Annotated in this window: 28 protein-coding genes and 1 tRNA gene; 13 read left to right on the forward strand and 16 right to left on the reverse strand. The window is 70.6% G+C overall.

All coding sequences use genetic code 11. The features are described from left to right. Positions 1–7 precede the first annotated feature (7 nt). From IE250_RS01215 to IE250_RS01225, 3 genes are read right to left on the reverse strand one after another with little or no spacing between them, the layout of a single operon-like run. Positions 8–949, reverse strand: a complete 942-nt coding sequence (locus tag IE250_RS01215; RefSeq protein WP_189667447.1) for a carbohydrate ABC transporter permease — start codon at positions 947–949, stop codon at positions 8–10. Further along, complete coding sequence (locus IE250_RS01220; RefSeq protein WP_189667448.1) at positions 946–1,950, reverse strand: carbohydrate ABC transporter permease; 1,005 nt, start codon at positions 1,948–1,950, stop codon at positions 946–948. Before IE250_RS01220 ends, IE250_RS01215 begins: the two co-directional genes overlap by 4 nt. A gap of 28 nt (positions 1,951–1,978) precedes the next feature. Further along, positions 1,979–3,304 carry an ABC transporter substrate-binding protein gene (locus tag IE250_RS01225; RefSeq protein WP_189667449.1) on the reverse strand — a complete coding sequence of 442 codons (1,326 nt, stop codon included), beginning with the start codon at positions 3,302–3,304 and terminating at the stop codon, positions 1,979–1,981. 213 nt (positions 3,305–3,517) lie between these two features. Between IE250_RS01225 and IE250_RS01230 the strand changes: the two genes are divergently transcribed. The 3 genes from IE250_RS01230 (at position 3,518) to IE250_RS01240 (ending at position 5,123) form a co-directional block, all read left to right on the forward strand. Beyond that, complete coding sequence (locus IE250_RS01230; protein WP_189667450.1) at positions 3,518–4,108, forward strand: dihydrofolate reductase family protein; 591 nt, start codon at positions 3,518–3,520, stop codon at positions 4,106–4,108. A gap of 13 nt (positions 4,109–4,121) precedes the next feature. After that, on the forward strand, positions 4,122–4,970 hold the full coding sequence (locus tag IE250_RS01235; RefSeq protein WP_189667451.1) for an aminotransferase class IV: 849 nt from the start codon (positions 4,122–4,124) through the stop codon (positions 4,968–4,970). Positions 4,971–5,051: 81 nt separating this feature from the next. Next, positions 5,052–5,123 (forward strand) — tRNA-Val (locus tag IE250_RS01240). A gap of 109 nt (positions 5,124–5,232) precedes the next feature. On the opposite strand, the gene IE250_RS01245 is transcribed toward IE250_RS01240, so the two are convergent. Together IE250_RS01245 and IE250_RS01250 are read right to left on the reverse strand one after the other, a co-directional pair. Continuing rightward, the gene (locus tag IE250_RS01245) at positions 5,233–5,613 is read right to left on the reverse strand and encodes a RidA family protein (protein ID WP_189667452.1); all 381 of its coding nucleotides are present in this window, start codon (positions 5,611–5,613) and stop codon (positions 5,233–5,235) included. A gap of 93 nt (positions 5,614–5,706) precedes the next feature. Beyond that, on the reverse strand, positions 5,707–6,288 hold the full coding sequence (locus tag IE250_RS01250; RefSeq protein ID WP_189667453.1) for a dihydrofolate reductase family protein: 582 nt from the start codon (positions 6,286–6,288) through the stop codon (positions 5,707–5,709). A gap of 84 nt (positions 6,289–6,372) precedes the next feature. On the opposite strand from IE250_RS01250, the gene IE250_RS01255 reads away from it, so the two are divergent. Then, a complete protein-coding gene (locus IE250_RS01255; protein ID WP_189667454.1) occupies positions 6,373–6,810 on the forward strand; it encodes a protein-tyrosine phosphatase family protein in 438 nt (145 codons plus the stop codon). A 38-nt stretch (positions 6,811–6,848) separates the two neighbouring features. Here IE250_RS01255 and IE250_RS01260 read toward each other — a convergent pair whose 3' ends face one another. From IE250_RS01260 to IE250_RS01270, 3 genes are all read right to left on the reverse strand, one after another. Then, positions 6,849–7,604: an alpha/beta fold hydrolase gene (locus IE250_RS01260; RefSeq protein WP_189667455.1), complete on the reverse strand. Its 756-nt coding sequence runs from the start codon at positions 7,602–7,604 to the stop codon at positions 6,849–6,851. A 68-nt stretch (positions 7,605–7,672) separates the two neighbouring features. After that, a complete protein-coding gene (gene gap, locus IE250_RS01265) occupies positions 7,673–8,671 on the reverse strand; it encodes a type I glyceraldehyde-3-phosphate dehydrogenase (protein ID WP_189667456.1) in 999 nt (332 codons plus the stop codon). Positions 8,672–8,799: 128 nt separating this feature from the next. After that, positions 8,800–9,756: a GlxA family transcriptional regulator gene (locus IE250_RS01270; protein WP_189667457.1), complete on the reverse strand. Its 957-nt coding sequence runs from the start codon at positions 9,754–9,756 to the stop codon at positions 8,800–8,802. A gap of 150 nt (positions 9,757–9,906) precedes the next feature. Between IE250_RS01270 and IE250_RS01275 the strand changes: the two genes are divergently transcribed. Both IE250_RS01275 and IE250_RS01280 read left to right on the forward strand, forming a co-directional pair. Further along, complete coding sequence (locus IE250_RS01275) at positions 9,907–10,296, forward strand: helix-turn-helix transcriptional regulator (RefSeq protein WP_189668269.1); 390 nt, start codon at positions 9,907–9,909, stop codon at positions 10,294–10,296. Positions 10,297–10,345: 49 nt separating this feature from the next. Beyond that, entirely contained in the window at positions 10,346–10,816 is a 471-nt protein-coding gene (locus IE250_RS01280; protein WP_189667458.1) for a VOC family protein, read from the forward strand. Between the two features lie 8 nt (positions 10,817–10,824). On the opposite strand, the gene IE250_RS01285 is transcribed toward IE250_RS01280, so the two are convergent. The 3 genes from IE250_RS01285 to IE250_RS01295 all read right to left on the reverse strand — a co-directional run bounded on the left by IE250_RS01285 (position 10,825) and on the right by IE250_RS01295 (position 12,789). Beyond that, a complete protein-coding gene (locus IE250_RS01285; protein WP_229872039.1) occupies positions 10,825–11,667 on the reverse strand; it encodes an LLM class flavin-dependent oxidoreductase in 843 nt (280 codons plus the stop codon). A gap of 13 nt (positions 11,668–11,680) precedes the next feature. After that, entirely contained in the window at positions 11,681–12,250 is a 570-nt protein-coding gene (locus tag IE250_RS01290; RefSeq protein WP_189667460.1) for a GNAT family N-acetyltransferase, read from the reverse strand. An 80-nt stretch (positions 12,251–12,330) separates the two neighbouring features. Beyond that, positions 12,331–12,789: a MarR family winged helix-turn-helix transcriptional regulator gene (locus tag IE250_RS01295; RefSeq protein ID WP_189667461.1), complete on the reverse strand. Its 459-nt coding sequence runs from the start codon at positions 12,787–12,789 to the stop codon at positions 12,331–12,333. Positions 12,790–12,919: 130 nt separating this feature from the next. Here IE250_RS01295 and IE250_RS01300 point away from each other — a divergent pair, with 130 nt between their 5' ends. The 4 genes from IE250_RS01300 to IE250_RS01315 all read left to right on the forward strand — a co-directional run bounded on the left by IE250_RS01300 (position 12,920) and on the right by IE250_RS01315 (position 16,275). Further along, the gene (locus tag IE250_RS01300; protein WP_189667462.1) at positions 12,920–13,243 is read left to right on the forward strand and encodes a DUF2277 domain-containing protein; all 324 of its coding nucleotides are present in this window, start codon (positions 12,920–12,922) and stop codon (positions 13,241–13,243) included. A 120-nt stretch (positions 13,244–13,363) separates the two neighbouring features. Further along, positions 13,364–14,731, forward strand: coding sequence for a cystathionine beta-synthase (locus IE250_RS01305; RefSeq protein WP_189667463.1), 1,368 nt, complete (start codon positions 13,364–13,366; stop codon positions 14,729–14,731). A 46-nt stretch (positions 14,732–14,777) separates the two neighbouring features. Further along, on the forward strand, positions 14,778–15,941 hold the full coding sequence (locus IE250_RS01310; RefSeq protein ID WP_189667464.1) for a cystathionine gamma-synthase: 1,164 nt from the start codon (positions 14,778–14,780) through the stop codon (positions 15,939–15,941). Positions 15,942–15,999: 58 nt separating this feature from the next. After that, positions 16,000–16,275 (forward strand): hypothetical protein, encoded by a 276-nt coding sequence (locus IE250_RS01315; protein ID WP_373301553.1) that lies wholly within the window; start codon positions 16,000–16,002, stop codon positions 16,273–16,275. 12 nt (positions 16,276–16,287) lie between these two features. Here IE250_RS01315 and IE250_RS01320 read toward each other — a convergent pair whose 3' ends face one another. Further along, positions 16,288–16,533 (reverse strand): hypothetical protein, encoded by a 246-nt coding sequence (locus IE250_RS01320; RefSeq protein ID WP_189667465.1) that lies wholly within the window; start codon positions 16,531–16,533, stop codon positions 16,288–16,290. A gap of 141 nt (positions 16,534–16,674) precedes the next feature. Here IE250_RS01320 and glgX point away from each other — a divergent pair, with 141 nt between their 5' ends. The 3 genes from glgX to IE250_RS01335 all read left to right on the forward strand — a co-directional run bounded on the left by glgX (position 16,675) and on the right by IE250_RS01335 (position 21,561). Further along, positions 16,675–18,813 carry a glycogen debranching protein GlgX gene (glgX, locus tag IE250_RS01325; RefSeq protein WP_189667466.1) on the forward strand — a complete coding sequence of 713 codons (2,139 nt, stop codon included), beginning with the start codon at positions 16,675–16,677 and terminating at the stop codon, positions 18,811–18,813. 70 nt (positions 18,814–18,883) lie between these two features. After that, on the forward strand, positions 18,884–20,644 hold the full coding sequence (locus tag IE250_RS01330) for an alpha-amylase family protein (protein WP_189667467.1): 1,761 nt from the start codon (positions 18,884–18,886) through the stop codon (positions 20,642–20,644). 59 nt (positions 20,645–20,703) lie between these two features. Then, positions 20,704–21,561, forward strand: a complete 858-nt coding sequence (locus IE250_RS01335; protein WP_189667468.1) for a PPK2 family polyphosphate kinase — start codon at positions 20,704–20,706, stop codon at positions 21,559–21,561. A gap of 78 nt (positions 21,562–21,639) precedes the next feature. Here the strand turns inward: IE250_RS01335 and zapE are convergent, their stop codons facing one another. The 4 genes from zapE to IE250_RS01355 form a co-directional block, all read right to left on the reverse strand. After that, positions 21,640–22,680, reverse strand: a complete 1,041-nt coding sequence (zapE, locus tag IE250_RS01340; RefSeq protein ID WP_189667469.1) for a cell division protein ZapE — start codon at positions 22,678–22,680, stop codon at positions 21,640–21,642. A 53-nt stretch (positions 22,681–22,733) separates the two neighbouring features. After that, positions 22,734–23,408: an SDR family oxidoreductase gene (locus IE250_RS01345; RefSeq protein WP_189667470.1), complete on the reverse strand. Its 675-nt coding sequence runs from the start codon at positions 23,406–23,408 to the stop codon at positions 22,734–22,736. Between the two features lie 14 nt (positions 23,409–23,422). Beyond that, the gene (locus IE250_RS01350; protein WP_189667471.1) at positions 23,423–23,860 is read right to left on the reverse strand and encodes a DUF805 domain-containing protein; all 438 of its coding nucleotides are present in this window, start codon (positions 23,858–23,860) and stop codon (positions 23,423–23,425) included. A 151-nt stretch (positions 23,861–24,011) separates the two neighbouring features. Beyond that, entirely contained in the window at positions 24,012–24,449 is a 438-nt protein-coding gene (locus tag IE250_RS01355; RefSeq protein WP_189667472.1) for a DUF805 domain-containing protein, read from the reverse strand. Between the last annotated feature and the right edge of the window lie 141 nt (positions 24,450–24,590).

Raw genomic sequence — 24,590 nt, forward strand, 5'->3', positions numbered from 1 at the left:
CGGCCCACTACTTGAGGCTTCCGAGCGTGACGCCCGAGCGCCAGTAGCGCTGCATCGCGATCATGAGGACGACCATCGGGATCGTCGAGATGAGCGATCCCGTCAGGACCAGGCTGGTGAGGTCGACGGTGCTGTCGGTGCCGCGCTGCAGCCACGAGTACATGCCGAGCATCACGGGCCACTTCTCGGCCCCCTTGAGGAACACCAGCGGCCACATGAACGTGTTCCACGACGCCACGAAGTGCAGCAGGAAGATCGTCGCACCCGCCGTGGAAAGCAGGCGCAGACCCATGGAGAAGAAGATCCGGTACTCGCCGGCGCCGTCGATGCGGGCGGCCTCCATGAGCTCGGTCGGGACCGCGCCCTCGGCGTAGACCTTGGCGAGGTAGACCGAGAACGACCCGAACATCCCGGGCAGGATCATTGCCCAGATGGTGTCGTACAGGCCGAGGTTGACGAAGAGGATGAAGGACGGCACGACCATCAGCGAGCCGGGGATCAGGAACGACGCGATGATCAGGCCCATCGTCAGCCCACGCCCGCGGTACCGGTACTTGGCGATGCCGTAGCCGGCCGCCAGCGCGACCAGCGTCAGCCCGAGCGAACCGAGCCCCGCGTACACGACGGTGTTCCACAGCCATCGGCTGAAGATCCCGTCCTGGTAGGTGAACAGGTCGCCCAGGTTCTGCCACAGGTTGAACTGGCTGAACCAGAGCCCGTTGGTCGTGTACAGCTCGCGCTGGTTCTTCGTCACTGCGACGAGCAGCCACCACAGCGGCCCGACGGCGTACAGCGCCAGGGCGACCAGCACCCCCAGGACCACCCAGCGGGAGGCGCCGCGGGCTTCCGCGACGGAGGAGTACTCGTCGGCCCGTCGACGACGTCGTCCTGGCTTGCGCGCGGTCTCGCCGACGGCGGCGGCATCGGGCACCAGTGTCGTGTCGCTCATGGCTCTTCCCTGTTGATGAAGCGGTAGATGATCGCGGAGGCGACGCCGACGACGAGGGCGAGGATGACCGACAGAGCCGTGGCGTAGTTGAGGTTGCCCACCTTGAACGCCTGGTCGTAGATCATCATGGCCGGCGTGAAGTCCCGCGTGATGGTCTCGGGGGTGACCGCCCGGAACAGCAGGGGCTGGTCGAAGAGCTGCAGCGTGCCGATGATCGAGAGCAGCGACGTCAGCACCAGCGACGCGCGCACGAACGGGACCTTGATGGACCACGCGATCCGCAGCTCGGACGCGCCGTCGAGCCGCGCCGCCTCGAAGATCTCGTGGGGCACCGACTGGAGCGCCCCGTAGAGGATCAGCATGGTGAACCCGAGCGAGCCCCAGACCGCAAGGTTGCCCATCGACACCCAGACCATCGAGCTCGAGAAGAAGTTGACGTCGAGGCCGAAGATCTCGAAGAACGGGGTCAGCGGCCCGACCGTCGGGCTGTACTGGAAGATCCAGACCATCGTGCCGACGACGCCCGGCACCATGTAGGGAAGCAGCAGCGCAATCCGGAACCGGGCAGCGGCGCGGCGGCGCGCGGCGTCGAGCAGGAGGGCGAGGGCGAGGCTCAGCACCTGGGTCAGCGGGACCACGACCAGGGCGTACAGGAACACCCTGAGCATCCCGGTCCAGAAGGAGCCGTCGACGAGGCCGGCGGCGAAGTTGTCCAGCCCGGCGAAGGAGACGGTCTGCCCGCCGAAGCCCAGGCCGCCCGTGGACTTCGTGGTGTAGACGCTCTCCCGCAGGGCCATCCCGACCGGCACGAGCACAAAGAGTGCGAAGCCGGCCAGGAACGGGAAGGTGAGCGAAGCGCCCTTGACGCTCTGTGCGGTGCGCCAGTTCCAGAGCGGGGTACGCCCACGAGGGGAGGAGCCGCTCCTGGCACGCCCGCCAGGTGGCGAGCCGGGGACCGGCTCGCGCGCGGTGGTGTGGTGGTCTTGCGTGTTGACGGACATCGGCGTCCTCCCCTCGTGGATCAGTGGGTCACTCGGCCACGGTGTAGGAGATGCCCTTGCTCTCCAGGTCGGAGGCGACGAACTCCTCCACGGCGGTCATGGCCTCCTCGAGCGTGATCTTGCCCGCGACGGCCTTGCCCCACTGGTCCTGGAGCTCCGGGAACCAGGCGTCGTAGTTCGGGCCGAGCTCGAACTTGCCGATCACGGTCTCCTGGGCGGCGACGATCTCCTCGCCCGCGGCCTTCTCGTCGGCGAAGAAGTCCTTCGGGATGACCTCTTCGACGTAGGGAGCCGGGTCCTGAATCTGCGTCGGGAAGCCGATGGCGCCCGTCTCCGCGTTCCGGCCGGCCTCGACGGCCTCGGGAGTAGTGAGCCAGTCCGTGTAGGCCATGACCGCGTCGGGCTCCTCGCAGCCCTCCGGCACGAACGACGGAGCCGTGCGCCCCGGCGTCACGGGCGCGGCCGCGTCCGCGAACTGCGGGATCGGGTGCGCCGACCAGTCACCCGCCGAGTCGGTGAAGCCGACCTGGTAGCCGCCAAGCGACCACCACTGCGTGGTCACGGACGCCATCTTGCCCGAGTCGAAGTACTTGAGAAGTGCGGGCTTGTCCATGTAGGTCTGGTTCGATACCAGGTCCTCGTCGATGAGCTGCTGGAACACGTCGGCTGCGGCCAGCGTGCCGTCGTCAGTGAAGTTGACGACCCACTGGTCGCCGTCGATGGCGAACCACTCGGCGCCCGCCTGCTGGGCCAGGTTCATCAGGCTGCTCGGGTCCTCGCCGGCCAGGTTCGTGATGTCGACGCCGTGCGGCTTGAGCTCGCGGCCCGCGTCGACGAACTCGTCCCAGGTGGTCGGCACCTCGACGTCGTACTTGTCGAACGTCTTCTGGTTCACGATGTAGAACTGGCCGTCCGACCCGGACGGCAGGCCGTAGTACCGGCCGTCGACCTGGGCCGCGGCGAGCGCGCCCTCGTTGTACAGGTCGGCGGAGCCCTCGACCTGCTCGGTGATGTCCTGCGCCCAGCCGTTGACGACCATGGTGGTCAGCGGCGCGAAGCCCTGCACCAGGCACGGCACTCCGGAGCCGGCCTCCATCGCGTTCTGGAAGTTGGTCTGCGTGGCGACGTTGCTGGCCTGCAGCACGTACTTCACCTCGACGTCGTCCTGTGCCTCGTTGAACGCGTCGACGATCTGCTCGCCGGTCTCGGCGTTCCAGCCCCAGATCTCGATCGTGACCGGGCCTTCGGCCTCGGCCGGGCCGGCGGACGCTCCGGTCGACGAACAGGCGGTCAGGCCAGTCAGCGCCGTGACGGCCAGCCCTGCGGTCGCCCAGCGTGCGCGTGATCGCATCATGACTCTCTCCCTTGAGATTTACTCTCCCTTGAGCCGCGCCGCGGTCCGGCGCAGGAAAACGTTCTCAGATTAACGGACTGACCCCATGTGTCAAGCAACGGTCTCATAACAGGCATCGGAGCCTTGGTCTCGCCCACGGGCTGGCGGACAACGTTATCCCGCGCGAAGGGTCACCCACCGATGAGTTCGCAGCGCCCTCGTCGTCGGACAGGAATGGGAATCGTCAAGGCAGACATGGCAGTTTCGCTCGACGGCTACTCGGCCGGCCACGACCAGACTCTCGAGCACCCGTTCGGACCGCTCGCCGGCGAACGCCTGCACACCTGGATGTTCGAGTACGGGGACAAGCACAAGGCGGAGGTAGACGCCATCGTCGGCGCCGGCGCGTACATCATGGGGCGCAACATGTTCTCCCCCGGGCGCGGACCGTTGGACCCGGAATGGAAGGGCTGGTGGGGCGACAATCCGCCGTACCACGGACCCGTCTTCGTACTCACCCACCACGCACGTGACCCGATCCCGATGGACGGCGGCACCACGTTCCACTTCGTCACCGAAGGCCTGGAGAGCGCGATGGAGCAGGCACTGGCGGCTGCAGGGGACAACGACATCTCCATCACGGGCGGGGCCACGACACTCAACGAGTACCTCGCCGCGGGGTACGTCGACGAGCTCCGGCTGCACATCGTGCCCTTCACGCTCGGCTCGGGCACGCGGGTGTTCGACGGCGTTCCGCCCATCGAGTTCTCCTCCACCACCGTGCGGCACACGCCCGAGGTCACGCACATGACGCTGCGCCGGTGACAGACTGGAAGGCATGACGGTCATCTGGACAGAGGGGCGCATGGTCGCGCCCGACGAGGCCGCGCTCAGCGCGGTCGACCACGGCATCACGGTCGGCGACGGCGTCTTCGAGACCTGCGCCGTCCTCGACGGTCAGGCGTTCGCCCTGACGCGACATCTCGCGCGGCTGGAGCGGTCGGCGTCCGGCATGGGCATGGCGCGCCCGGACCTGCAGAAGGTGCACGACGGCGTGGCCGCCGTGCTCGCCGCCGCACCCGACGCCGGGCGGCTGCGGATCACCGTGACCGACGGCGTCGGGCCGCTCGGCTCCGGACGCTCGGTCGGACCGCAGACGGTGGTCGTCGCCGCGTCCGCCGCCGTCGTCGTGCCGATCGGGCGCGCCGCCCGGTCCCCCTGGACGCGCAACGAGCGCAGCGCGGTCGCCGGGCTGAAGACGACGTCCTACGCCGAGAACGTCGTGGCCCTCGCGAACGCGATCAAGAAGGGCGCCGACGAGTCCGTGTTCGCGAACACCAAGGGCGACCTGTGCGAGGGCACCGGCTCGAACGTGTTCATCGAGCTCGACGGCGAGCTCGTCACTCCCCCGCTCAGCTCGGGCTGCCTCGCCGGGATCACGCGTGAGCTGCTGCTCGAGTGGGGCACCGAGGAGGGGCTGCCCGTTCGCGAGGCGAAGGACGGGGAACTGCCGTTCTCGGTGCTCGACCAGGTAGCCGCTGGTGAGGCGCGGATGCTGCTGACCGGCTCCGTGCGGAACGTGCAGCCGACGGTGTGGCTCGACGGCGTCGACCTGCCGATCGGCGAGCTCTCCGCCGCCGCGCGCGACGTGTTCGAGCGGTTCATGCGCGAGCGACTGGATCCCTGACCCGACGGGGCGATTGGATTTCGCATCCGCGCTCGAACCAGGCTAATATCGTCCACGCACGCCCTAGCGGGCATGCAGCACGGGCGATTGGCGCAGGGGTAGCGCGCTTCGTTCACACCGAAGAGGTCACTGGTTCGATCCCAGTATCGCCCACCGTGTCGAAGGGCCCTCCGGCCAGCGGAAACGCTGACGCGGGGGGCCTTTCGCGTTGCGCCAAACCCGCCCGGGCGAGAGGTCGGGTGGACAAAGTGGGTGACATGTATCAACCGGTCATGGCCGTCATCCGGATTGAGACCAGGACGTCTGGAAGCACGGCACCGAGCTTGGCGACGTAGCGAGCCGGCGGGTCAGCGGCGAAGAGTTCGGCCCATGCCTCGTTCAGGCCCGCAAAGTCATCAGGGTCCGCGAGGAGCACACCAACCTCCAGCACGTCTTCGAGCGTTGCGCCTCCGGCCCCGAGTACTGCCGAGCAGTTCGCTACGGCTTGGCGGGTCTGTTCTTGAACGGTCGGGCCCGCGAGGGCGCCCGTGACCGGGTCGATGCCCACCATGCCGGACACAACGATGAATTGACCGTTCTTGGTGCCTTGCGCGTACAGCGCAGAGCTCGGCGCCGCGTCGGTCCGCAACACATCTCTGCCCATCCCCAGGCCTCCGTCCGTGTGGTTTCCACTGCCTCCGAGGGAGTGCACTGTCTGCCTCGAAGACTAAAGGCTGCCGTCCAAGCGTGTACCCGCTCAGCGCCGCACGGGGTACCTGAGGTGCAGGGCACGGCGGCCCTGGACGACCACCGGGTCCTCCAGGAGCTGGTGGCCGCCCAGGTTGGCGAAGTAGGGGATCCCCTCGCCGAACAGCACCGGCACGAGGCTGACGCACACCTCGTCCACAAGGCCGAGCTTGACCGCCTGCTGGGCCACGTTCGCGCTCGCGATCGTCACGTCCTTGCCGTCCGCGATCTCCCTGGCACGGGCGATCGCCGTGCCGACGTCGTCGACGAACGTAGTCCTCGGCCACTTGTCGGCGTCCTCGGGCGGGCGGTGAGTGACCACGACGACGGGGGCGCCCACCGGATGGTTGTCGCCCCACCCGTCGGCGATGTCGAACAGACGCCGGCCCGCGACGAGCGCACCGGTGTTCGTGAGGATGTCGCGCAGCACGCCCGCGCTGGCCTCGTCGACCTTCATGGTGACCTGCTCGTTCGGGTTCGGCACGGTCACGTCCCCGGCCTGATACCACTCGAAGAGCTCTCCGATCTCGTTGTTCGGTTCGGCGATGAATCCGTCCAGCGACATCGTCATGTGCGTGAAGACCTTGCTCATTGCCGGCTCCTTCCGGTTTCCACAACTGTCCGACGGCGGAAGACCCCAGTACTCATCGGTGCGCGGCCCAAATAGCCTGGAGCGATGGACCATTGGGACATGACCTACGGCGTTGTTGAGCTTCCCGACGGCCGCCGCGTCCGCGGCACCGGGCTGCGGCGTCGGCGGCGGGACGCCCCCGTCCCGGACTTCGCCGTCTACCTGCTCGGCCGGGACCCACGGGTTCCCGACCGGGAGTACCAGTGGGTCCGCTGGCGCGACTTCCGCCTGCCCGACTCGACGGACCAAGCACTGGCAGCGCTCCGGGAAGTCCACACGCGCGCGGAGTCCGAGCGGGTCGAGATCGCCTGCGGCGGCGGGATCGGCCGGACCGGCACCGCGCTGGCGGTCCTCGCGATCATGAGCGGCGTCGCGCCCGACGGCGCCGTGGCCTGGGTCCGCGCGCACTACCACCCGCGCGCGGTGGAGACCCGGGCCCAGAAGCGCTGGGTCGAGACCGTCGCGGCTTCTCTCTCCAGCTGACGTGCTGGCCGGAGCTCGACACCACGCGTGAAGTGCGACTACAGCAAGAAGGCGAGCGCGTCAGGAGCGAAGCGCTTGTCGTTGAACGTGCCGCTGTGGCTTCGGCCCGCATAGACGACGAGTCTGGCGTCAGGGATGCCCTCGACCGTCTGCCTGGCCCGCTCCATCGGATAGACCAGGTCCTTGTCGCCCTGGATCAGCAGCGTGGGTGCCTTGATGTCGTGCAGCCGTCCACGGAGGTCGAAGCCGTCCTCGGCATTGAGCACGGTGACGGCGTCGGTGTGGTCCTCGTTGCCGCCGTCCGACATCCAGAGAAGGCCGCTGAGCAGTCTCCGGCCGGTGGCCGATTCCGTGACGACCTCGGCCAGCGCGGGGCTTGGCCGCTTGCCCTGGCGCGCGCGTTCGATGTAGGCGCGCTGGGCTCGTCTGCCGACAGGGCCGAGAGTGCAGGCCGCACCTCCCAGGACAAGACGGTCGACCAGGTCGGGATGGTCCGCGGCAAGCTGGAGGGCAATGGATCCGCCCGTGGAGATGGCCAGCACGTTCACCGGCCCTTCAAAGGTCGTCTTGATCGCTGCCGCGAAGAGGGCCGCGAGGTCGGCCATCGTCGTTGTCGGCGGCAGCCCCGGTGGGCGGTTGACGATATAGACGGTGAAGTGCTCGGTGAACGGACGCAGCATCCGCATCGTCGACCAGCGAGCCAGACCAGTCGGGTTGGCAGCTCGCGGCGTGTAGAGGAGAACCACCAGGGGCGGGCCCTTACCAGCCGAGAAGTACGGCAGGCCGTTCATCATGAGGCGATTTCCCTTCCGTGGCCTTGACCCCCGACCAGCAGGAATGCCGGTCGAGGGCCCGGGGTCGCTCAGTCGCGCGCGAGCAGCTCCAGCGTGTCGATGACCCGGTTGGAGAAGCCCCACTCGTTGTCGTACCAGGCCACCACCTTGACGTGCTTGCCCTCGACGCGGACCAGCGCGGCGTCGAAGATCGCGGACGCCGGCTCGCCGGTGATGTCGCTGGAGACCAGCGGCTCGTCGGAGTAGTCGAGGATGCCCTTGAGCCCGCCGTCGGCCGCTGCGCGGTAGGCCGCGAGCACTTCGTCGCGGGTGACCTCGCGCGAGACCGCGGTGTTCAGCTCCACGAGGGAGCCCACCGGGACCGGCACCCGGATCGAGTCGCCGGACAGCTTGCCGTTGAGGTTGGGCAGCACCAGGCCGATGGCCTTGGCCGCGCCAGTGGTGGTCGGCGCGATGTTGACGGCGGCGGCACGGGCCCGACGCAGGTCCCGATGCGGGCCGTCCTGCAGGTTCTGCTCCTGGGTGTAGGCGTGCACCGTCGTCATGAAGCCGTGCTCGATGCCGGCCAGATCGTCCAGGACGGATGCCAGCGGAGCCAGCGCGTTCGTGGTGCACGAGGCGTTCGAGACGATCACGTGCTGGGTCGGGTCGTAGGCATCGGTGTTGACGCCGTAGGCGAGCGTCACGTCGGCGCCGGCAGAGGGGGCGCTGACCAGCACCCGCCTTGCCCCGGCGTCGAGGTGCGCGCGGGCGGCGTCGGCCGAGGTGAAGCGTCCGGTGGACTCCAGCACGATGTCGACGCCGAGCTCCGCCCACGGCAGCTTGGCGGGCTCGCGCTCACCGAGCACCTTGATCCGGCGACCGTCGACCACGAGCTCGGTCCCGTCGACCTCGACCGAACGGCCGAGGCGGCCGAGCGCGCTGTCGTACTTGAGCAGGTGGGCGAGTGCGTCCGGGGCGGTGAGGTCGTTGATCGCGACCACTTCGAGGTCGCTGTCGCGCTCGAGCAGAGCGCGGAGGGAGTTGCGGCCGATGCGGCCGAAGCCATTGATGGCGATGCGAGTCATGGAGGTTCCTTTCTCTCGCCTCAATGCTCGGCGCCTGGGCGGCGGCCCGAAAGCGGCTTGAACGCCATGGTGCGCAAGTATTCCGCCAGACCTTTCGCCACTACCCGCAAGGATCCGGCCACTCCGGCTCAGGCAGAGAACGTGTGCCGGTACTCCGTCGGTGACGTACCGAGGATCCGATGGAAGTGCAGACGCAGGTTGGCGGCGGTGCCCAGCCCCACCCGGTGCGCGATCTGCTCGACGCTCAGGTCACTGCGCTCCAGCAGCTCCCGCGCCAGGTCCACCCGCGCCCGGAGCACCCACTGCATCGGCGTGTACCCGGTGTCCTCCACGAATCGCCGCGAGAACGTGCGCGCCGAGACCCGCGCGTTGCGCGCGAGCGCTTCGAGGGTCAGCGGTTCGGCGAGGTGCTCCAGCGCCCACGCGCGCGTGTCCGCGAACAGGTCGCCGAGCGGCTCGGGCACGCTGCGCGGTACGTACTGCGCCTGCCCCCCGCTGCGGTACGGCGCCGCGACCAGCCTGCGGGCCACGTGGTTGGACAGGCCGACGCCGTGATCGCGCCTCACCAGGTGCAGGCAGAGGTCGATGCCAGACGCCGCTCCCGCCGACGTGAGCACGCCGCCCTCGTCCACGAACAGAACGTTCTCGTCCACCTGCACGCGCGGATGCCGTTCCCGGAGCACCTTGGTGTAGTGCCAGTGGGTGGTCGCCCGCTTGCCGTCGAGCAGGCCCGTCGCGGCCAGAGCGAAGGCCCCGGTCGAGATGGCGGCGAGACGCGCCCCCCGTGCGTGTGCGGTCTTGAGCGCGTCGACCACCACGGCCGGCGGGTCGGCGGCCGCCGGCGTCCGATAGCCGGGGATGAATACGGTGTCGGCGCGTTCGAGGGCGTCCAGCCCCTCGGCCACGTGGTACGAGAGGCCGTCGCCACCGGTCACGAGTCCGGGCGCGGCGCCGCAGACCCGCACCTCGTACGGCATGCTCGGCCGGTTGGAGAACACCTGCGCGGGGATGCCGACGTCGAGCGGCTTGGCGCCCTCGAGCACCAGCACGGCGATCTGGTGGTTCTTCCGGCGAGACGCACTCACGGGACGTGATGATAGGCCGCCGTCGGCCGGAAGGTCCGCTTCCGCCGACCCCATGCGCACCCTGATGGTGCGACACCGGCTCTCAGGTCCGCGTCGTAGGCTGACCGCGTGACGTCCAGCACGATGAGCCGCCCGGCGTCGGGCCGCATGATGTCCCCACGAGAGCGAGACAATCGTCGGCTCCTGCGGGCCAGGGACGCCATCGACCGCGACTACGGCCGGCCGCTCGACGTACCCGCGCTGGCCCGTATCGCTCATGTCTCGCCGTCACACTTCAGCCGGAGCTTCCGGGCGACGTTCGGGGAGACACCGCACCGCTACCTGCAGCGGCGCCGGATCGAGCGCGCGATGGCGCTGCTGCGCGACACCGCGGACCCGGTGACCGACGTCGCACTGATGGTCGGGTCCAACAGCCTCGGGACGTTCAGCCGCACCTTCCGGGACATCGTCGGCGTCTCGCCGAGCGAGTACCGGCGCCGGGCGCGCCGGGTAGCAGCCCCCGTCTGCTTCACGAAGAGCTGGATGCGGCCTGCCGGCTGAGCAGTTTCGGAGAAGCGCGCCCTGCGGGAGCCGCCGTAGCGTGGTCGACATGTTCAAGAACATCTCCATCACCGCCGTGTACGTCATCGATCAGGACGAGGCCCTCGACTTCTACGTCGGCAAGCTCGGGTTCGACGTCAGCAACGACGTCGACATGGGTTTCATGCGCTGGCTGACCATCTCCCTGCCGGCCGATCCCGACCGCCACCTGCTCCTCGAGGTGCCGGGACCTCCAGCGCTGAGCGAGGAAGTCGCGGCACAGGTCAGGGACCTGCTGACCAAGGGCGCGCTCGGGGTCGCGTGCATCCTCACCACCGACGACTGTCGCCGTACCTACGCCGAGCTCAGCGCCAAGGGCGTCGAGTTCACCGAGGAGCCGGTCGAGCAGCCGTACGGGATCGACTGCGCCCTGCGCGACCCGTTCGGCAACCACATCCGGATCACCCAGCCGGCCACCGGTCCGGTAGAGGTGACCGACGAGGACATCGCACGCTGGAGCAGCTCGGCGCGGGAAGTCTGAGGCGGGCCTCAGGGCCGGGGCGGCCCGGCCTCCACCCGGCGCAGCACCGGCCCGAGCGAGTACAGGTCCGGTGAGGCGTACAGCCCGCGCTCGTCCCACCAGGTCGCCCCGGCCTCGGCCAGCGGCCCGACGACGTCGGCCGCCGCCTCCGGCGTCGTCAGGCCACCGACGACGACGTCGTACGGGCCGTCCGACGTGCGGTGCTCCGCGACGTAGCCGGCCACCTCGCGCACCTCGTCCGGTGTCGGCGGGGTGCCATGTCCGGACGCGAACAGCGGCACGACGCCGTCCCACTGGGCCGCGCGCCGGAACGGCCGGCGGTTCGGCCAGAAGCCGCCCACCCAGACCGGTGGCCGTGGCCGCTGCACCGTCGGCGGGAGAATCTCCACGTCCCGCACCCAGTAGTGCTCCCCGTCGTGGTCGACGCGCTCGCCCGCCCAGTAGCGGCCGAGCAGGCCGAGCCCCTCGTCCAGCTTCTCCGCGAGCACCACCGGGTCGGTCTCGTCACCGAAGCTGCCGAACTCGTCCTCGACCGGCCCGCCCAGGCCCGCGCCGAAGACCACGCGGCCGCCACTGACGGCGTCGAGCGTCGCCACCTGCCGGGCGAGCTGCTCCGGGCGGCGCCGCGCCACCGGGGTGACCAGGGTGCCCAGCCGGAGGCTCGACGTCGCGAGCGCCGCGGCGGTCAGCAGCATCCACGGGTCGCCGAAGGGCTGGCCGCGGCGCATCTCCTTGCTGTGCACCACGTGGTCCCAGACGAACAGCCCGTCCCAGCCGGCGTCCTCGGCGGCCCGGGCGACGTTCGCGACGGCACGGGGATCGGCGAAGTCGCCGAAGTTGGGGACGTTCACGGAGAAACGCATCTCAGGCGCCCGTCCCGTTCTCGAGGGCGGCGTCGCCGGCGGGCTCGACCGCAGGCCGGCCCAGGTCGCGCCACATGATCCGGAGCCCGACGTCGCCCAGCTCGGGGTGCCGGAACGCGCCGGGCGCGATGCCGAGCGTCACGAAGCCGAGGCTCTCGTACAGGTGCACCGCGGCGGCGTTCGTGTCGACGACGGCGTTGAACTGGATGGCCGCGTACCCCTGCCGGCCCGCCCAGTCGATCATGTCCTCGACGAGCGCTCGGCCGGCGCCGGTGCCGCGGACCGCGCGGTCGACCATGATGCTGCCCGAGGCGATGTGGCTACCCGGGCCTGGCCGGTTGGGGTACATGTTGGCCGTGCCGACCACGACGTCGTCGCGCACCGCGACCACCACGCGCTCGGGCGCGTCCAGCCACACCGACCTGGCCTGTTCTTCGGTCATGGTGGGTTCGTAGGCGAACGTGTCGGCCGCGCGCACGACCTCCTCCACGATCGGCCAGATGTTTGGCCAGTCCTCCGCGCGGGCCTCCCGCACGGTGGTCACGGAAAGGGTCTCGGCGGCTGCGCTCATGCGGCCACCCTGCCGCACGGCCCGACTCGTTCGCCAGCCGATCGGGTCGTCCTGCTCCCGGCCTGCTGCCCGCACACGGCTCACGGCCGCGGCCAGCGCCGACCCGACCGTTCCTCGACCACCCGGTTGTAGCGGCCGAGCAGCTCCGCGAGCTGGACCCGGTCCTCCTCCGGCCAGTCGGCGAGCAGGTCGGCGAGCAGCGCCTGGCTCGCCTCGCGCTCCTCGGTGAGCAGACGGCGTCCGACGTCGGACAGCCGGAGCTTGCGCGCCTGACCGCCGTCGGGGTCCTCGAAGCGCTCCGCGAGACCCTCCCGCCGCAGCGCCGCGGTCTGCCGGTTCAGCGTGGACACGTCCAGGCCGGTAGCGACGGCGAGCTCGGCCAGGCTGGCCGGTCCCCCGGCGTCGAGGAGGCTGAGCAGGGTGTACGCGCTCTGGTCGAGGCGCCCGCCCTTGCGCCGTGAGCGGCCGGCGGGCAACGTCGCCAGGTGCCGACCGAACAGCATGGCCTCGTACTCGATCCGGTTGATCGGGGACGACATCGTCTACCTCCGGTCCGGCGCCGCCGGTCGGCGTCTATGCATCATGCACAACGTACGCCATCCCGAGCGTCGCCACGGCCCCGTGAGGTTGGCCCTGCAGGAGGACCACCGAGCAGCGTACGGTCGGAGCATGTGCCGGAACATCACCACGCTACGCGGGCTCGAACCGCCCGCCACCGACGAGGAGATCATGGCCGCGGCCCTGCAGTTCGTGCGCAAGGTCACGGGTGTGACGAAGGTCAGCGACGCCACCCGCGAACCGGTGGAGCAGGCCACGCAGGAGATCGCGGACATCGTGACGCGCCTGCTCGACACGCTGCCTGAACGCCGTCAGCCACCGAAGAACGTGCCGCCGCTGCGCCGCGCGGAGGTCCAGGCGCGCATCGCGCAGCGCATCAAGGAGCGCGAGGAGCATGAGCGCATGCACGAGCTGGGGATCGCGCACTCGCACTGAGCGGGCCGCGCCGTTACAGTTGCGGCGTGCTCGCCCGCCTCGCCTGTTGCTGTCGCTGACCCCGGACCCGTCCGTAGTCCGCGCGCACTGCTGCGCGCACAGCAACAGGAAGAGAAACAGGTGCAGTACGTCAACTCTGTCGTAGACCTGGTCGGCAACACGCCCCTCGTCCGGCTCCACCGGGTGACCGAGGGCGTGACGCGTGCGACCGTGCTCGTCAAGCTCGAGTACCTCAACCCCGGCGGGTCCGCGAAGGACCGCATAGCGGCCCGCATCATCGAGGCGGCCGAGCGCGAGGGCAAGCTCCGGCCGGGCGGGACCATCGTGGAGCCCACGTCGGGCAACACCGGTGTCGGCCTCGCGCTCGTCGCCCAGCAGCGCGGCTACCGGTGCGTCTTCGTGCTGCCCGACAAGGTGGGCGAGGACAAGCGCAACGTGCTCACGGCGTACGGCGCAGAGATAGTGGTGACCCCGACGGCGGTGGCGCCGGACAGCCCCGAGTCGTACTACTCGGTGAGCGACCGGCTGGTGCGCGAGATCCCCGGCGCCTTCAAGCCGGACCAGTACTCGAACCCCAACGGTCCCCGCTCCCACTACGAGACCACCGGTCCCGAGATCTGGCGGGACACCGACGGCCGGGTGACGCACTTCGTCGCGGGCGTCGGCACTGGCGGCACGATCACGGGCGCGGGCCGCTATCTGCGCGAGGTCTCGGGCGACCGGGTGCGTATAGTCGGCGCCGACCCCGAGGGGTCGGTCTACTCCGGCGGCACCGGCCGCCCGTACCTGGTCGAAGGTGTCGGCGAGGACTTCTGGCCGTCCGCCTACGACCCGAGCGTGCCGCACGAGGTCATCGCGGTGAGCGACGCCGAGTCGTTCGCGATGACCCGGCGCCTCGCCCGCGAGGAGGGCATCCTCGTGGGCGGGTCGAGCGGCATGGCAGTCGTCGCAGCCCTGCGTGCCGCGCGGGACGCGAGCCCGGACGACGTCGTCGTGGTCCTGCTGCCCGACGGCGGCCGCGGCTACCTCGGCAAGATCTTCAACGACACCTGGATGCGGTCCTACGGGTTCTCGCCCGCCGTCGAGAGCCACACGGTCGCCGACGTGCTGGCCGCCAGGGCGGACCGCACCCCGCCGCTGGTCTACGTGTACAAGACCGACACCGTGCGGGACGCGATCGACCGGATGACGCGCACCGGCGTCTCGCAGCTGCTCGTGCTCACCGCGGAACCGCCGGTGGTGCTCGGGGAGATCACCGGGGCTGTGCACGAGGAGGACCTGCTCGACGGGGTGTTCACGGGCAAGGTGAACCTCTCCGACGAGGTCGGCGGGCTCATCGGCCGGCCCCTGCCGCTCGTGGGCGTCAACGAGCCGGTCGGGACGCTCCGCGCCGCCCTCGCCGACGAGACCGCCCTGCTGGTGACCGACGGCGGCAAGGCCCTCGGTGTGGTCTCCCGCTCCGACCTGCTCGACTACCTCGCGGTCTGACCGCACCACAACGCCGAAACGCCCAGAACGCCGAAGAGAGGCGACCATGAACGACGCACGGACGAGCCGTTTCGACACGCTCGCGATCCACGCAGGACAGCACCCCGACCCCACGACCGGCGACGCGATCCCCGCCATCCACGTCACCTCCACCTACGTGCAGGACGGCATCGGCGGGCTGCGCGGCGGGTACGAGTACTCCCGCGGCGGCAACCCCTCGCGCACCGCCCTCGAGGAGCAGCTCGCGGCGATCGAGGGTGGCGCGCAGGGCATCTCGTTCGCGTCCGGCCTCGCCGCGGAGGACGCCCTCCTGCGGGCCGTGCTCTCGCCCGGCGACCACGTGCTCGTGCCGAACGACGTCTACGGTGGCACGCACCGGCTCGTGCGCACGATCCACGGACGCGCGGGCGTGGAGCACACGACTGTGGACACGGCCGACCTCGACGCCGTGCGCGCGGCTGTCCGGCCCGAGTCGAAGGTGCTGTGGGTCGAGACGCCGTCGAACCCGCTGATGAAGATCAGTGACATCGCCGCGCTGGCCGGCCTCGCCGACGACGCGGGCCTGCTGCTGGTCGTCGACAACACGTTCGCGTCGCCCGCCCTCCAGCGCCCCCTCGACCTCGGGGCCGGCGTCGTCGTGCACTCCACGACGAAGTACCTCGGCGGGCACTCGGACGTCGTCGGCGGCGCCGTCGTCGTGGGGAACGGCAACGACGAGCTCGCGGACCAGGTGCGGTTCGTGCAGTTCGCCGCGGGCGCCGTGTCCAGCCCGTTCGACGCGTTCCTTACCACGCGCGGCATCAAGACCCTCGCGGTTCGGATGCAGCGCCACTCCGAGAACGCCCAGACGCTCGCCGAGCGCCTGGTCGGCCACCCGGCGGTGGCCCGTGTGCTGTACCCAGGCCTGCCCGATCACCCGGGCCACAAGACCGCCGCGCACCAGATGTCGCGCTTCGGCGGCATGATCTCGCTCGACCTCGCGGGCGGCGAGCGCGCCGCGCGCACGTTCGCCGAGTCGATGCGGGTCTTCCTGCTCGCCGAGTCGCTCGGCGGCGTGGAGTCGCTGGTCAACTACCCGAGCGAGATGACGCACGCGTCGGTGCGTGGCACGGAGGCCGAGGTCTCGCCGTCGATCGTGCGGCTGTCGGTGGGGCTCGAGGACGTCACCGACCTGCTCGACGACGTGCTGCAAGCGCTGGACCGGATCTGAACCACGTCACCGCGGCGCACCGCTGGTCGCGCGGGTCGAGCCCGTTAGCCTGGCCCGCGTGACAGAACACTCCCCCGTGAGCGCAGCGATGCACCGCGCCAAGGCCGATGCCCGCGCCTCCCACGTCACCGTGGGCCTGGTGCGGCATCTGCCGGGCAACCGCGAGGAGATCGACTGCTCCTGCGGCATGACGCTGACGAACGGACCGCAGTGGTCGCTCGACGAGCACATCCGCCTGCACCGGGCTGAGGCGCGCTACCTGGCGCTCAGCCGCGTTGCGCCGGCGGGCATGCCGCGCATCATCCCCGTGGACCCCGGGCGGCTGCCCCGCTGAACGGGCGGGGCGTCAGAGCTCGTCCGGGTCGTCCCAGGACACGCCGCTCGAGGCCCCTGAGATCGGGTCGAGCTCGCAGTCGGTGAGGTTGCGCGGCGCCTTGGAGACGTCTCCGCCGCCGAGCAGGCCTCGGCGGGTTGCGGCGCGGCGGACGGCCGGCGGCGCGATGCTTGCATAGAAAGCATTCGACTCGTCGATCAGATCGGTCGGGACCGAATCGTCAGGGTCGGTGGCGGGCTGGGGTTCCCCCGTGATCATGGTCTCATTCTCGCAGCAAAACGGACCTCGGCGCACCCGCTTGGCACAGTATTTCTAATCGGCGCCAAGCCTCCACGACGACGGCACGCCCAGCACGCAGATCTCCCCCCACCTACCCCGCAGGAGTGTGATGATCGTGCGATGCAGACCTGGCCAGGGCGCCCCTACCCCCTCGGCGCGACGTTCGACGGTACGGGCACCAATTTTGCTCTCTACTCGTCGGTGGCGAAGCGGGTCGAGCTGTGCCTCCTGACTGACGACAACACCGAGACGCGCATCGACGTGACCGAGACCGACGCGCACGTGTGGCACGTCTACCTCCCCGGCGTCGGCCCCGGGACGCGGTACGGATACCGCGTGCACGGGCCGTACGCCCCGGCGTCAGGTCACCGCTGCAACCCGGCCAAGCTCCTGCTGGACCCGTACGCCAAGGCGGTGGAGGGCGACCTCGACGGCGACCCGTCCCTGTTCTCCTACCCGTTCTCGGACACGCGGCAGGCCACGACGGGCACGACGCCGGACTCCGCCGACTCGCTGGGCCACACCATGGTGTCCGTGGTGGTCAACCCGTTCTTCGACTGGGGCCACGACCGCCCGCCGGCTACGCCGTACCACGACACGGTGATCTACGAGGCGCACGTCAAGGGCCTCACGATGCGCCACCCGGACGTCCCGGACGAGCTGCGCGGCACGTACGCGGGGCTCGCCCACCCGGCGGTGATCGAGCACCTGACCAAGCTGGGCGTCACGGCGATCGAGCTCATGCCGGTGCACCAGTTCGTCACCGACCCGTCCCTGCGGGCCAAGGGCCTGACGAACTATTGGGGCTACAACACGATCGGGTTCTTCGCCCCGCACAACAGGTACGCGGGCTACGGCCAGCGCGGCGAGCAGGTCATGGAGTTCAAGGCCATGGTCAAGGCACTGCACCAGGCGGGGATCGAGGTGCTGCTCGACGTCGTCTACAACCACACCGCCGAGGGCAACCACCTGGGCCCGACCCTGAGCTTCCGCGGGATCGACAACGCGGCCTACTACCGGCTGGTGGACAGCGACGAGGCGCACTACTTCGACACCACCGGCACGGGCAACTCCCTGCTCATGCGCTCCCCCGCCGTGCTGCAGCTGATCATGGACTCGCTGCGGTACTGGGTGGAGGAGATGCACGTCGACGGGTTCCGGTTCGACCTGGCGGCCACCCTGGCCCGCCAGTTCCACGAGGTCGACCGGCTGAGCGCGTTCTTCGACATCGTGCACCAGGACCCGGTGATCTCCCAGGTCAAGCTGATCGCCGAGCCGTGGGACCTGGGCCCCGGCGGCTACCAGGTGGGCGGTTTCCCGCCGCTGTGGACCGAGTGGAACGGCAGGTACCGCGACACGGTTCGCGACTTCTGGCGCGGGGAGCCGGCCACGCTGCCGGAGTTCGCCTCCCGCCTGACCGGGTCCAGCGACCTGTACGAGCACAGCGGCCGGATGCCCAGCGCCTCCATCAACTTCGTCACGGCCCACGACGGCTTCACGCTCGCCGACCTCACGGCCTACGACGAGAAGCACAACGAAGCCAACCGCGAGCACAACGAGGACGGCGAGCGCCACAACCGGTCCTGGAACTGCGGCGTGGAGGGCCCCACCGACGACCCGGAGATCCGGGAGCTGCGCGCCCGGCAGCGCCGCAACCTCCTGGTCACCCTCATGCTGAGCCAGGGCGTGCCGATGATCGCGCACGGCGACGAGCTCGGGCGCACGCAGCAGGGCAACAACAACGCCTACTGCCAGGACAACGAGCTCACCTGGGTGGACTGGGGCGGCCCCGACGGGCTCGACGACGAGGGCGCCAAGCTGCTGGAGTTCGCCCGGCACGCGGTCCGGCTGCGCCGCGACCACCCGATCCTGCACCGCCGCAGGTTCTTCGACGGCAGCGGCACGGATGCGCTCGGCGACGTCGAGTGGCTCGACCTCACCGGCGCGCTCATGGACGACACCGACTGGCTCCAGTCGTACGCCAGGACGGTGACCGTCTTCCTCAACGGCGACGCGATCACGGAGAAGGGCGGACGGGGCGAGGCGGTGGTCGACGACTCGTTCCTGCTGCTGCTCAACGCCCATTCCGGGGCTCTGGGCTTCACCCTGCCGCCCGCTGCCTACGGGAAGGACTGGACCGTCGTCCTGGACACCGACGGCAGTGCCGCGCCGGGGAGCGTGCTGGAGGCGGGTACCGGCCTCACCGTGACGGGCCGCAGCGTCGTCGTACTGACCCGCCCACCCGGAACACCGGGCTAGGCTGTCCGGCGTGACCGGACCGAGGAGTGGAACCGGGGGAACCACGCCACCGCCCCGACCAGGGCCTGACATGCCTGTTCCCGGGCCCAGGCCGGTGGTATGGGCCCCGCGCGCCCGCATCATCGAGGTGGTCGTGCCCTACGACCAGTACGAGGAGCCGGAGCACATGCCGCTGCGCCTCGTGGGCGCCGGCGAGCCCGGGTACTGGGGCGCCGACAGCGTGCTCGGGCACGGCACCGACTACGGCTACTCGATAGACGGCGGGCCCATGCTGCCCGACCCGCGCAGCGTGTGGCTGCCGCAGGGCATCCACGGGCCCACCCGGGTCTTCGACCCGGCCTTCGAGTGGACCGACGGCACCTGGTCGCCTCCCGACCTCTCCACGAGCGTGCTCATGCACGTCGACGTCGAGACGTTCACACCGGAGGGCACCCTGGACGCCGCGGCGGCGCTGCTGCCCACGCTCGCGGAGCTCGGCATGCACGGCGTCGAGCTCGCGCCGGTCGCGGCGTTCGACCCCGCGCTCGGCCCCGCGCGGGGCGTGCGCCTCTACTCCGTGCACGAGCCGTACGGCGGCCCGCGGGCGCTGCAGCGGTTCGTCGACGCCGCGCACGCCGCCGGCCTCGCCGTCGTGCTGGACATCCCGTACCGATGGTCCGTGGCCGACGAGCTCGGCCTGGAGGCCTACGGGCCGTACCTGACGGGCGGCGGCGGCCGGTCGCGCACGCCGCGCCCTGACGTCGGCGACGCGGGCGAGCACGCCCTGCAGGCGATGCGCCCACGGACCGGGCAGGTCCCCCTGGACCGGCCGCGCACCGGCCCTATCCAGCTGCGTACCGGCCAGGTCCCGGCGATCGGCACGCGGGCCGGCAAGGTCCCGTCCGCGCCGACGGTCCGCACCGACTACGTGGGCGACCGCATCAACCTCGACGGCAGCGGCAGCCGGGGCCCGCGCGACTTCCTCGTGGACGACGCCCGGCACTGGCTGCGCGAGTACCACGTGGACGGCCTGGTGCTCGACGTCGACGCGCTCGTGGACCGCTCGCCCAACCCTTTCCTCGGCGAGCTGGCGGACTACGTGGTCGGGATGGGCGAACAGCTCGACCGCCGCTTCAGCCTCCTCGTGGACGGTCCTGGCCGGAGCGACCGGCTCACCACGATCCTGCTCCGCATCCTGTCCGGCCCCGGCCGGTCCGAGGACATCCAGGCGCTGCAGATGCTCGCCGACCTGGTGCACCCGTCGGTGCGCCGGGCCACCCGCCAGAGCGGCGGGCGGCGCAACCGGGTCCGGGCCGGAGCGAGCGTGGTCGAGGACATCACCCGGCTCCCCGGCACCCAGCTCACGGTTCCGTGGGCTGGCGAGGAGAGCCCCGCCACTGCGCTTCTCGGCGTGGACGACGTCGACATCCGGTCCAGCGTGCTCGCCGCCGTCATCCTCGCGGGCAACCCGCTGGTCCTGGACACCGTGCACGTCCCGGTGGTCCCGCACAACGACAACGACCGGCGCCTGGTCCGCTGGGCGCACGAGCTGATCACCATCCGGCTCAGCATCGCCGACGAGCTGGACCTCCCGCTGGAGGTCCGGTCCACCGCCGACCGTTCCGTCATCGCGGTGCTGCGCGGCAGCCTGGCATTTGTGCTGAACACCGGCCACGGCCTCGCCGCCCTGCGCCTCGGGAGCCTGCTGCGGCCCGCCGAGGGCGCCGTCAAGGCGCCGCTGCCCGCTGCGTTCAGGCTCGCGGCCGCCTGGGAGCCGGGCGCGACGCGCCTGGTCGGCGACACCCTGACGGTCCCGCCGCGGATGACCGCCGTGCTGCGCGCGGGCACCTGACCTGGGAACCTGAGATCCTGGGACCGGTGCCGACCGGTCGCGCGGAGGAGGCACCCCAGATGGCGAACAAGCCCGATTTGTGGAAGACCCCGGCACAGGAGGCCCTGCGGTGGGTGCGCGGCACCGATCTCGACGGTCTGGACCAGGGCGCCAAGCCCGGCTGGGCCGGCAAGCGGAGCGACGGCAAGGCGCTCCAGGAGGCCCTGGCCCCGGAGCTCGCCGACCTGCAGGAACGCCTCTTCGCACACGGCCGCACCGGCGGTGACCGCGCCGTGCTGCTCGTGCTGCAGGGCCTGGACACGGCGGGCAAGGGCGGGATCGTGCGGCACGTCGTGGGCATGGTGGACCCGCAGGGCGTGATGCACCGGGGGTTCGGCGTGCCCACCGAGGAGGAGCGGGAGCACGGCTACCTGTGGCGGATCCGCAACGCGCTCCCCCGCCCCGGCTACCTCGGCGCCTTCGACCGGTCGCACTACGAGCAGGTCCTGGTGGTCCGGGTGGACGGGCTCGAACCGGAGAAGACCTGGCGCGAGCACTACCGCGAGCTGAACGAGTTCGAGGCCGAGGTGGCCGCTGCGGGCACCGTGATCGTGAAGGTGGCGCTCTTCGTGTCGGCCGACGAGCAGAAGAAGCGCCTGGCCGCGCGGCTCGAGCGACCGGACAAGCACTGGAAGTACGACCCGGGCGACATCGAGGTGCTCCGGAAGCGCGCGCAGTACCTGGCGGCGTACCAGGAGATGCTGGACCGCACCTCAACGGAGGTGGCGCCCTGGTACGCCGTTCCGGCGGACCGGAAGTGGTACGCGCGCCTGGCCGTCACCGAGCTGCTCACCGGCGCGCTCCGGTCGCTGGACCTGGGCTGGCCGCCCGCGGGCTTCGACGTAGAGGCGGAGAAGAAACGCCTGGCGGCCAGCTGACCGGATCCTGGTTGTGGGCGCGACCGTTGCGACTATCCGTCCGGTTTAGGCGCAACGATCGCGCCCACAACCAAGGGGTCAGACCAGGCGGCGCCCCTCCTCGGCGAGGGAGCCCAGGCGGGACAGCGCGCGGTAGTACTTCTTGCGGTACCCGCCGGCGAGCATCTCGGCGGTGAACAGGCTGTCCTCGGTGCCGCTGAGCAGCACGGGCACGTCCCGGTCGTAGAGGCGGTCCACGAGCACCACCAGGCGCAGCGCCACGTCCTGCGCCGTCACCGGGTGCACACCGGTCAGGGCGACGGCGGAGACGCCGTCGAGCAGCGCGCCGTAGCGGCTGGGGTGCACCGTGGCGAGGTGCGCGAGCAGGTCGTCGAACGCGTCGAGCGTGGCGCCCGGGTGGGCCGCGGCGGCCGCCACCGCGTCAGCGGTCAGCGGCTCGGGGTCGGTCACCACGTCGCGGTGGCGGTAGTCCTCGCCGTCGACCCGCAGGGTCTCGAAGCGGTCGGACAGGGCCTTGATCTCGCGCTGAAAGTCCTGGGCGGCGAAGCGGCCCTCGCCGAGCGCGCCGGGCAGCGTGTTCGACGTCGCCGCGAGCGCCACGCCCCGGTCCGCGAGCTCGCGCATGAGCCGGGACATGAGGGTCGTGTCGCCCGCGTCGTCGAGCTCGAACTCGTCGATGCAGACCAGCTTCTTGGCGGCGAGCGCCTCGACGGTCGGGAGGAAGCCGAGCGCCCCGACGAGGTTCGTGTACTCGACGAACGTGCCGTATGCGGCCTTGTCCCGGCCCAGCGCCTCGCCGACGGCGTGGGCGAGCGAGGTGAGCAGGTGGGTCTTGCCGACGCCGAAGCCGCCGTCGAGGTAGACCGCGGGAGCTGCCTGGCGGCGGGCGAACAGGCCGCGCTTCGGGGCCGCGATCTGCTGCGCGATCTCCTGGAGGCGGGCGAGCGCTCGGCCCTGGCTGGGGTGCACCGGGTTGGCGCGGTAGGTGGCAAACCGGGCCTGCGCAAAGTGGCGCGGCGGCACCAGGTCGGTGACGAGCCGGTCGACAGGCACCTGCGGTCGGACGGCGCACAGGGCTGTCGTCGCGGTCTGGCTGTCGGTCGAGGTAGCGGCTGTCACGAAGCAAAAGATTACCGGCGGGTCGGCTCACCGGGCGTGCCGGGAGAGCAACGTCACACGTGCACGACGACGGGCGCGCCGGGGTGGTCGAGGAGCTCGCCGAGGGCGCTGACCACCTGGGCCGGGGTCCTGGTCTGGGCCGGGTCCTCGTTGCGGTCGTCGCCGGAGACCGCGTGGTCGATGACGAGCTCGTGGAAGCGCACGGGCGGCCCGGCTTCCGGTGGTCGAGCCTGTCGGGACTCGAGGCGCAGCACCTGGACGAGCATCGCCAGCCCGGCGCCGGTGACGCTGATCGCGCCGGACCCGGCCATGGCCTCGCGGGACGCGGCGCCGTTGAGCACGATGTAGGGGTCGCCCGGCTCCAGCAGCGGCACGAGCGCGCGTGCGGCTTCGAGGTGCGCGGTGAGGTGGGAGGCCAGCGTCGCGGACCACTCGGACGCGTCCACGTCCAGGAGCGGGGCGCCCTTGTGCCAGCCGCCGATCGACGCCACGACGGCCCCGGGCAGCGGTGCGCCGGCCTGCGCGCAGGCGGCGCGGACGGCGCCGGGCAGTGCGGTCACCTCGGTGCTGAGGACGGGGATCACCCCGGGCTGGGCGATGAACCACTCGGGCAGCGGACGGCGCGCGGCCGCGAGCACCGGCCGACCGCCGGCAGCCAGGCCGCGAGCGACCCGGCTGCCGACGAACCCGCTCGCCCCGACGACGAGGACGGGGCGGGGGCTGTTCACTGGCTCAGGCTAGATCAGACGGCAGACGTCTGCTCCACTGCCTTGGGGTCCGCGCCGAAGCGGTTGGGCCCCTGGGTGCCTTCGGTCGCCTCCCAGACGATCAGCATGATCGGACCGACGACCGGAACGAACGCGAAGAAGTACCAGAAGCCGGAGCGGTCGGTGTCGTGCAGGCGACGGACCAGGACACCCAGGCTCGGCAGGAACAGCGCGAGGCCGACGACCGACACGATGAGGTAGCCGGTCATCACGGAGCCGGGCATCTGCGCCGCCGGGTCAGCCATGAGGTCCGCCGTGTAGGCGGTGAGGCCGGGCACGACCAGGGCGAAATAGAGGATCGACATGACGATCGTGTAGGCCAGGGCGAACCACCAGTACTCGGAGCGGCGGGCGCGGCCGCTGAAGACCGCGTACTTCGACAGCACTGTGCGGATCGATTCGATGAACGACATCGGAGGAAAACCTCTCTCAGGTGTTGTGCCGGAGATCTCCGGCAACTGCGCACATAGTCTCCTGATTTGGAGAACTCTGCACAAGGTTGAAATGGGGCAGAAGGGGCGGTCCACTCCGAAGGTATGAATCGCCCCGCCCCAGGTGTGTTCGTCAGTACGCGATCGCGGGCTGCGCGGGCGCCGTCTGCTGCCCCTTGGGGTCCGGCCCGAACCGGTTGGGCCCGGGCTCGCCGCCCGCCGCGAGCAGCACGATGCCGATGATGCCGCCGGCGAACGGGATGAAGGTCAGGAGGAAGAACCAGCCGGACTTGCCCGTGTCGTGCAGGCGGCGGACCGCTGCCGAGATCATCGGCACGACGGTCCCGAGCGCGAGGATCGTCCAGAGGATCATCCCGATCGTGCCGAGCACCCCGGGCTCCTCGGTGACCGGGTCCATCGTGATCAGGGCCGGGATCATGAACGCCACGAAGACGACGACGTACGCGGCCGACACCGCGAGGTACCAGAACCAGTACTCGGAGGGGCGCGCACGCCCGCTGAAGTCGCCGTATTTGCGCAGGCAGGTCCGGACGGAGTCCAAGAACGACATGTGTTGGAAGTTCCCTATTGTCTTGTGGGTCGGGCCGGAGGACCCGGTTGTCCAGGACACCTCCGGCGATGTGCCCACAGTGTCTCGGCGCGTCGTGCGACGGACAAGCCGGGGACCTGGGCAGAAGTACCCATGGCCCGG

It is taken from the genome of Promicromonospora soli (assembly GCF_014653785.1).
Taxonomy (GTDB): Bacteria; Actinomycetota; Actinomycetes; order Actinomycetales; family Cellulomonadaceae; genus Promicromonospora; species Promicromonospora soli.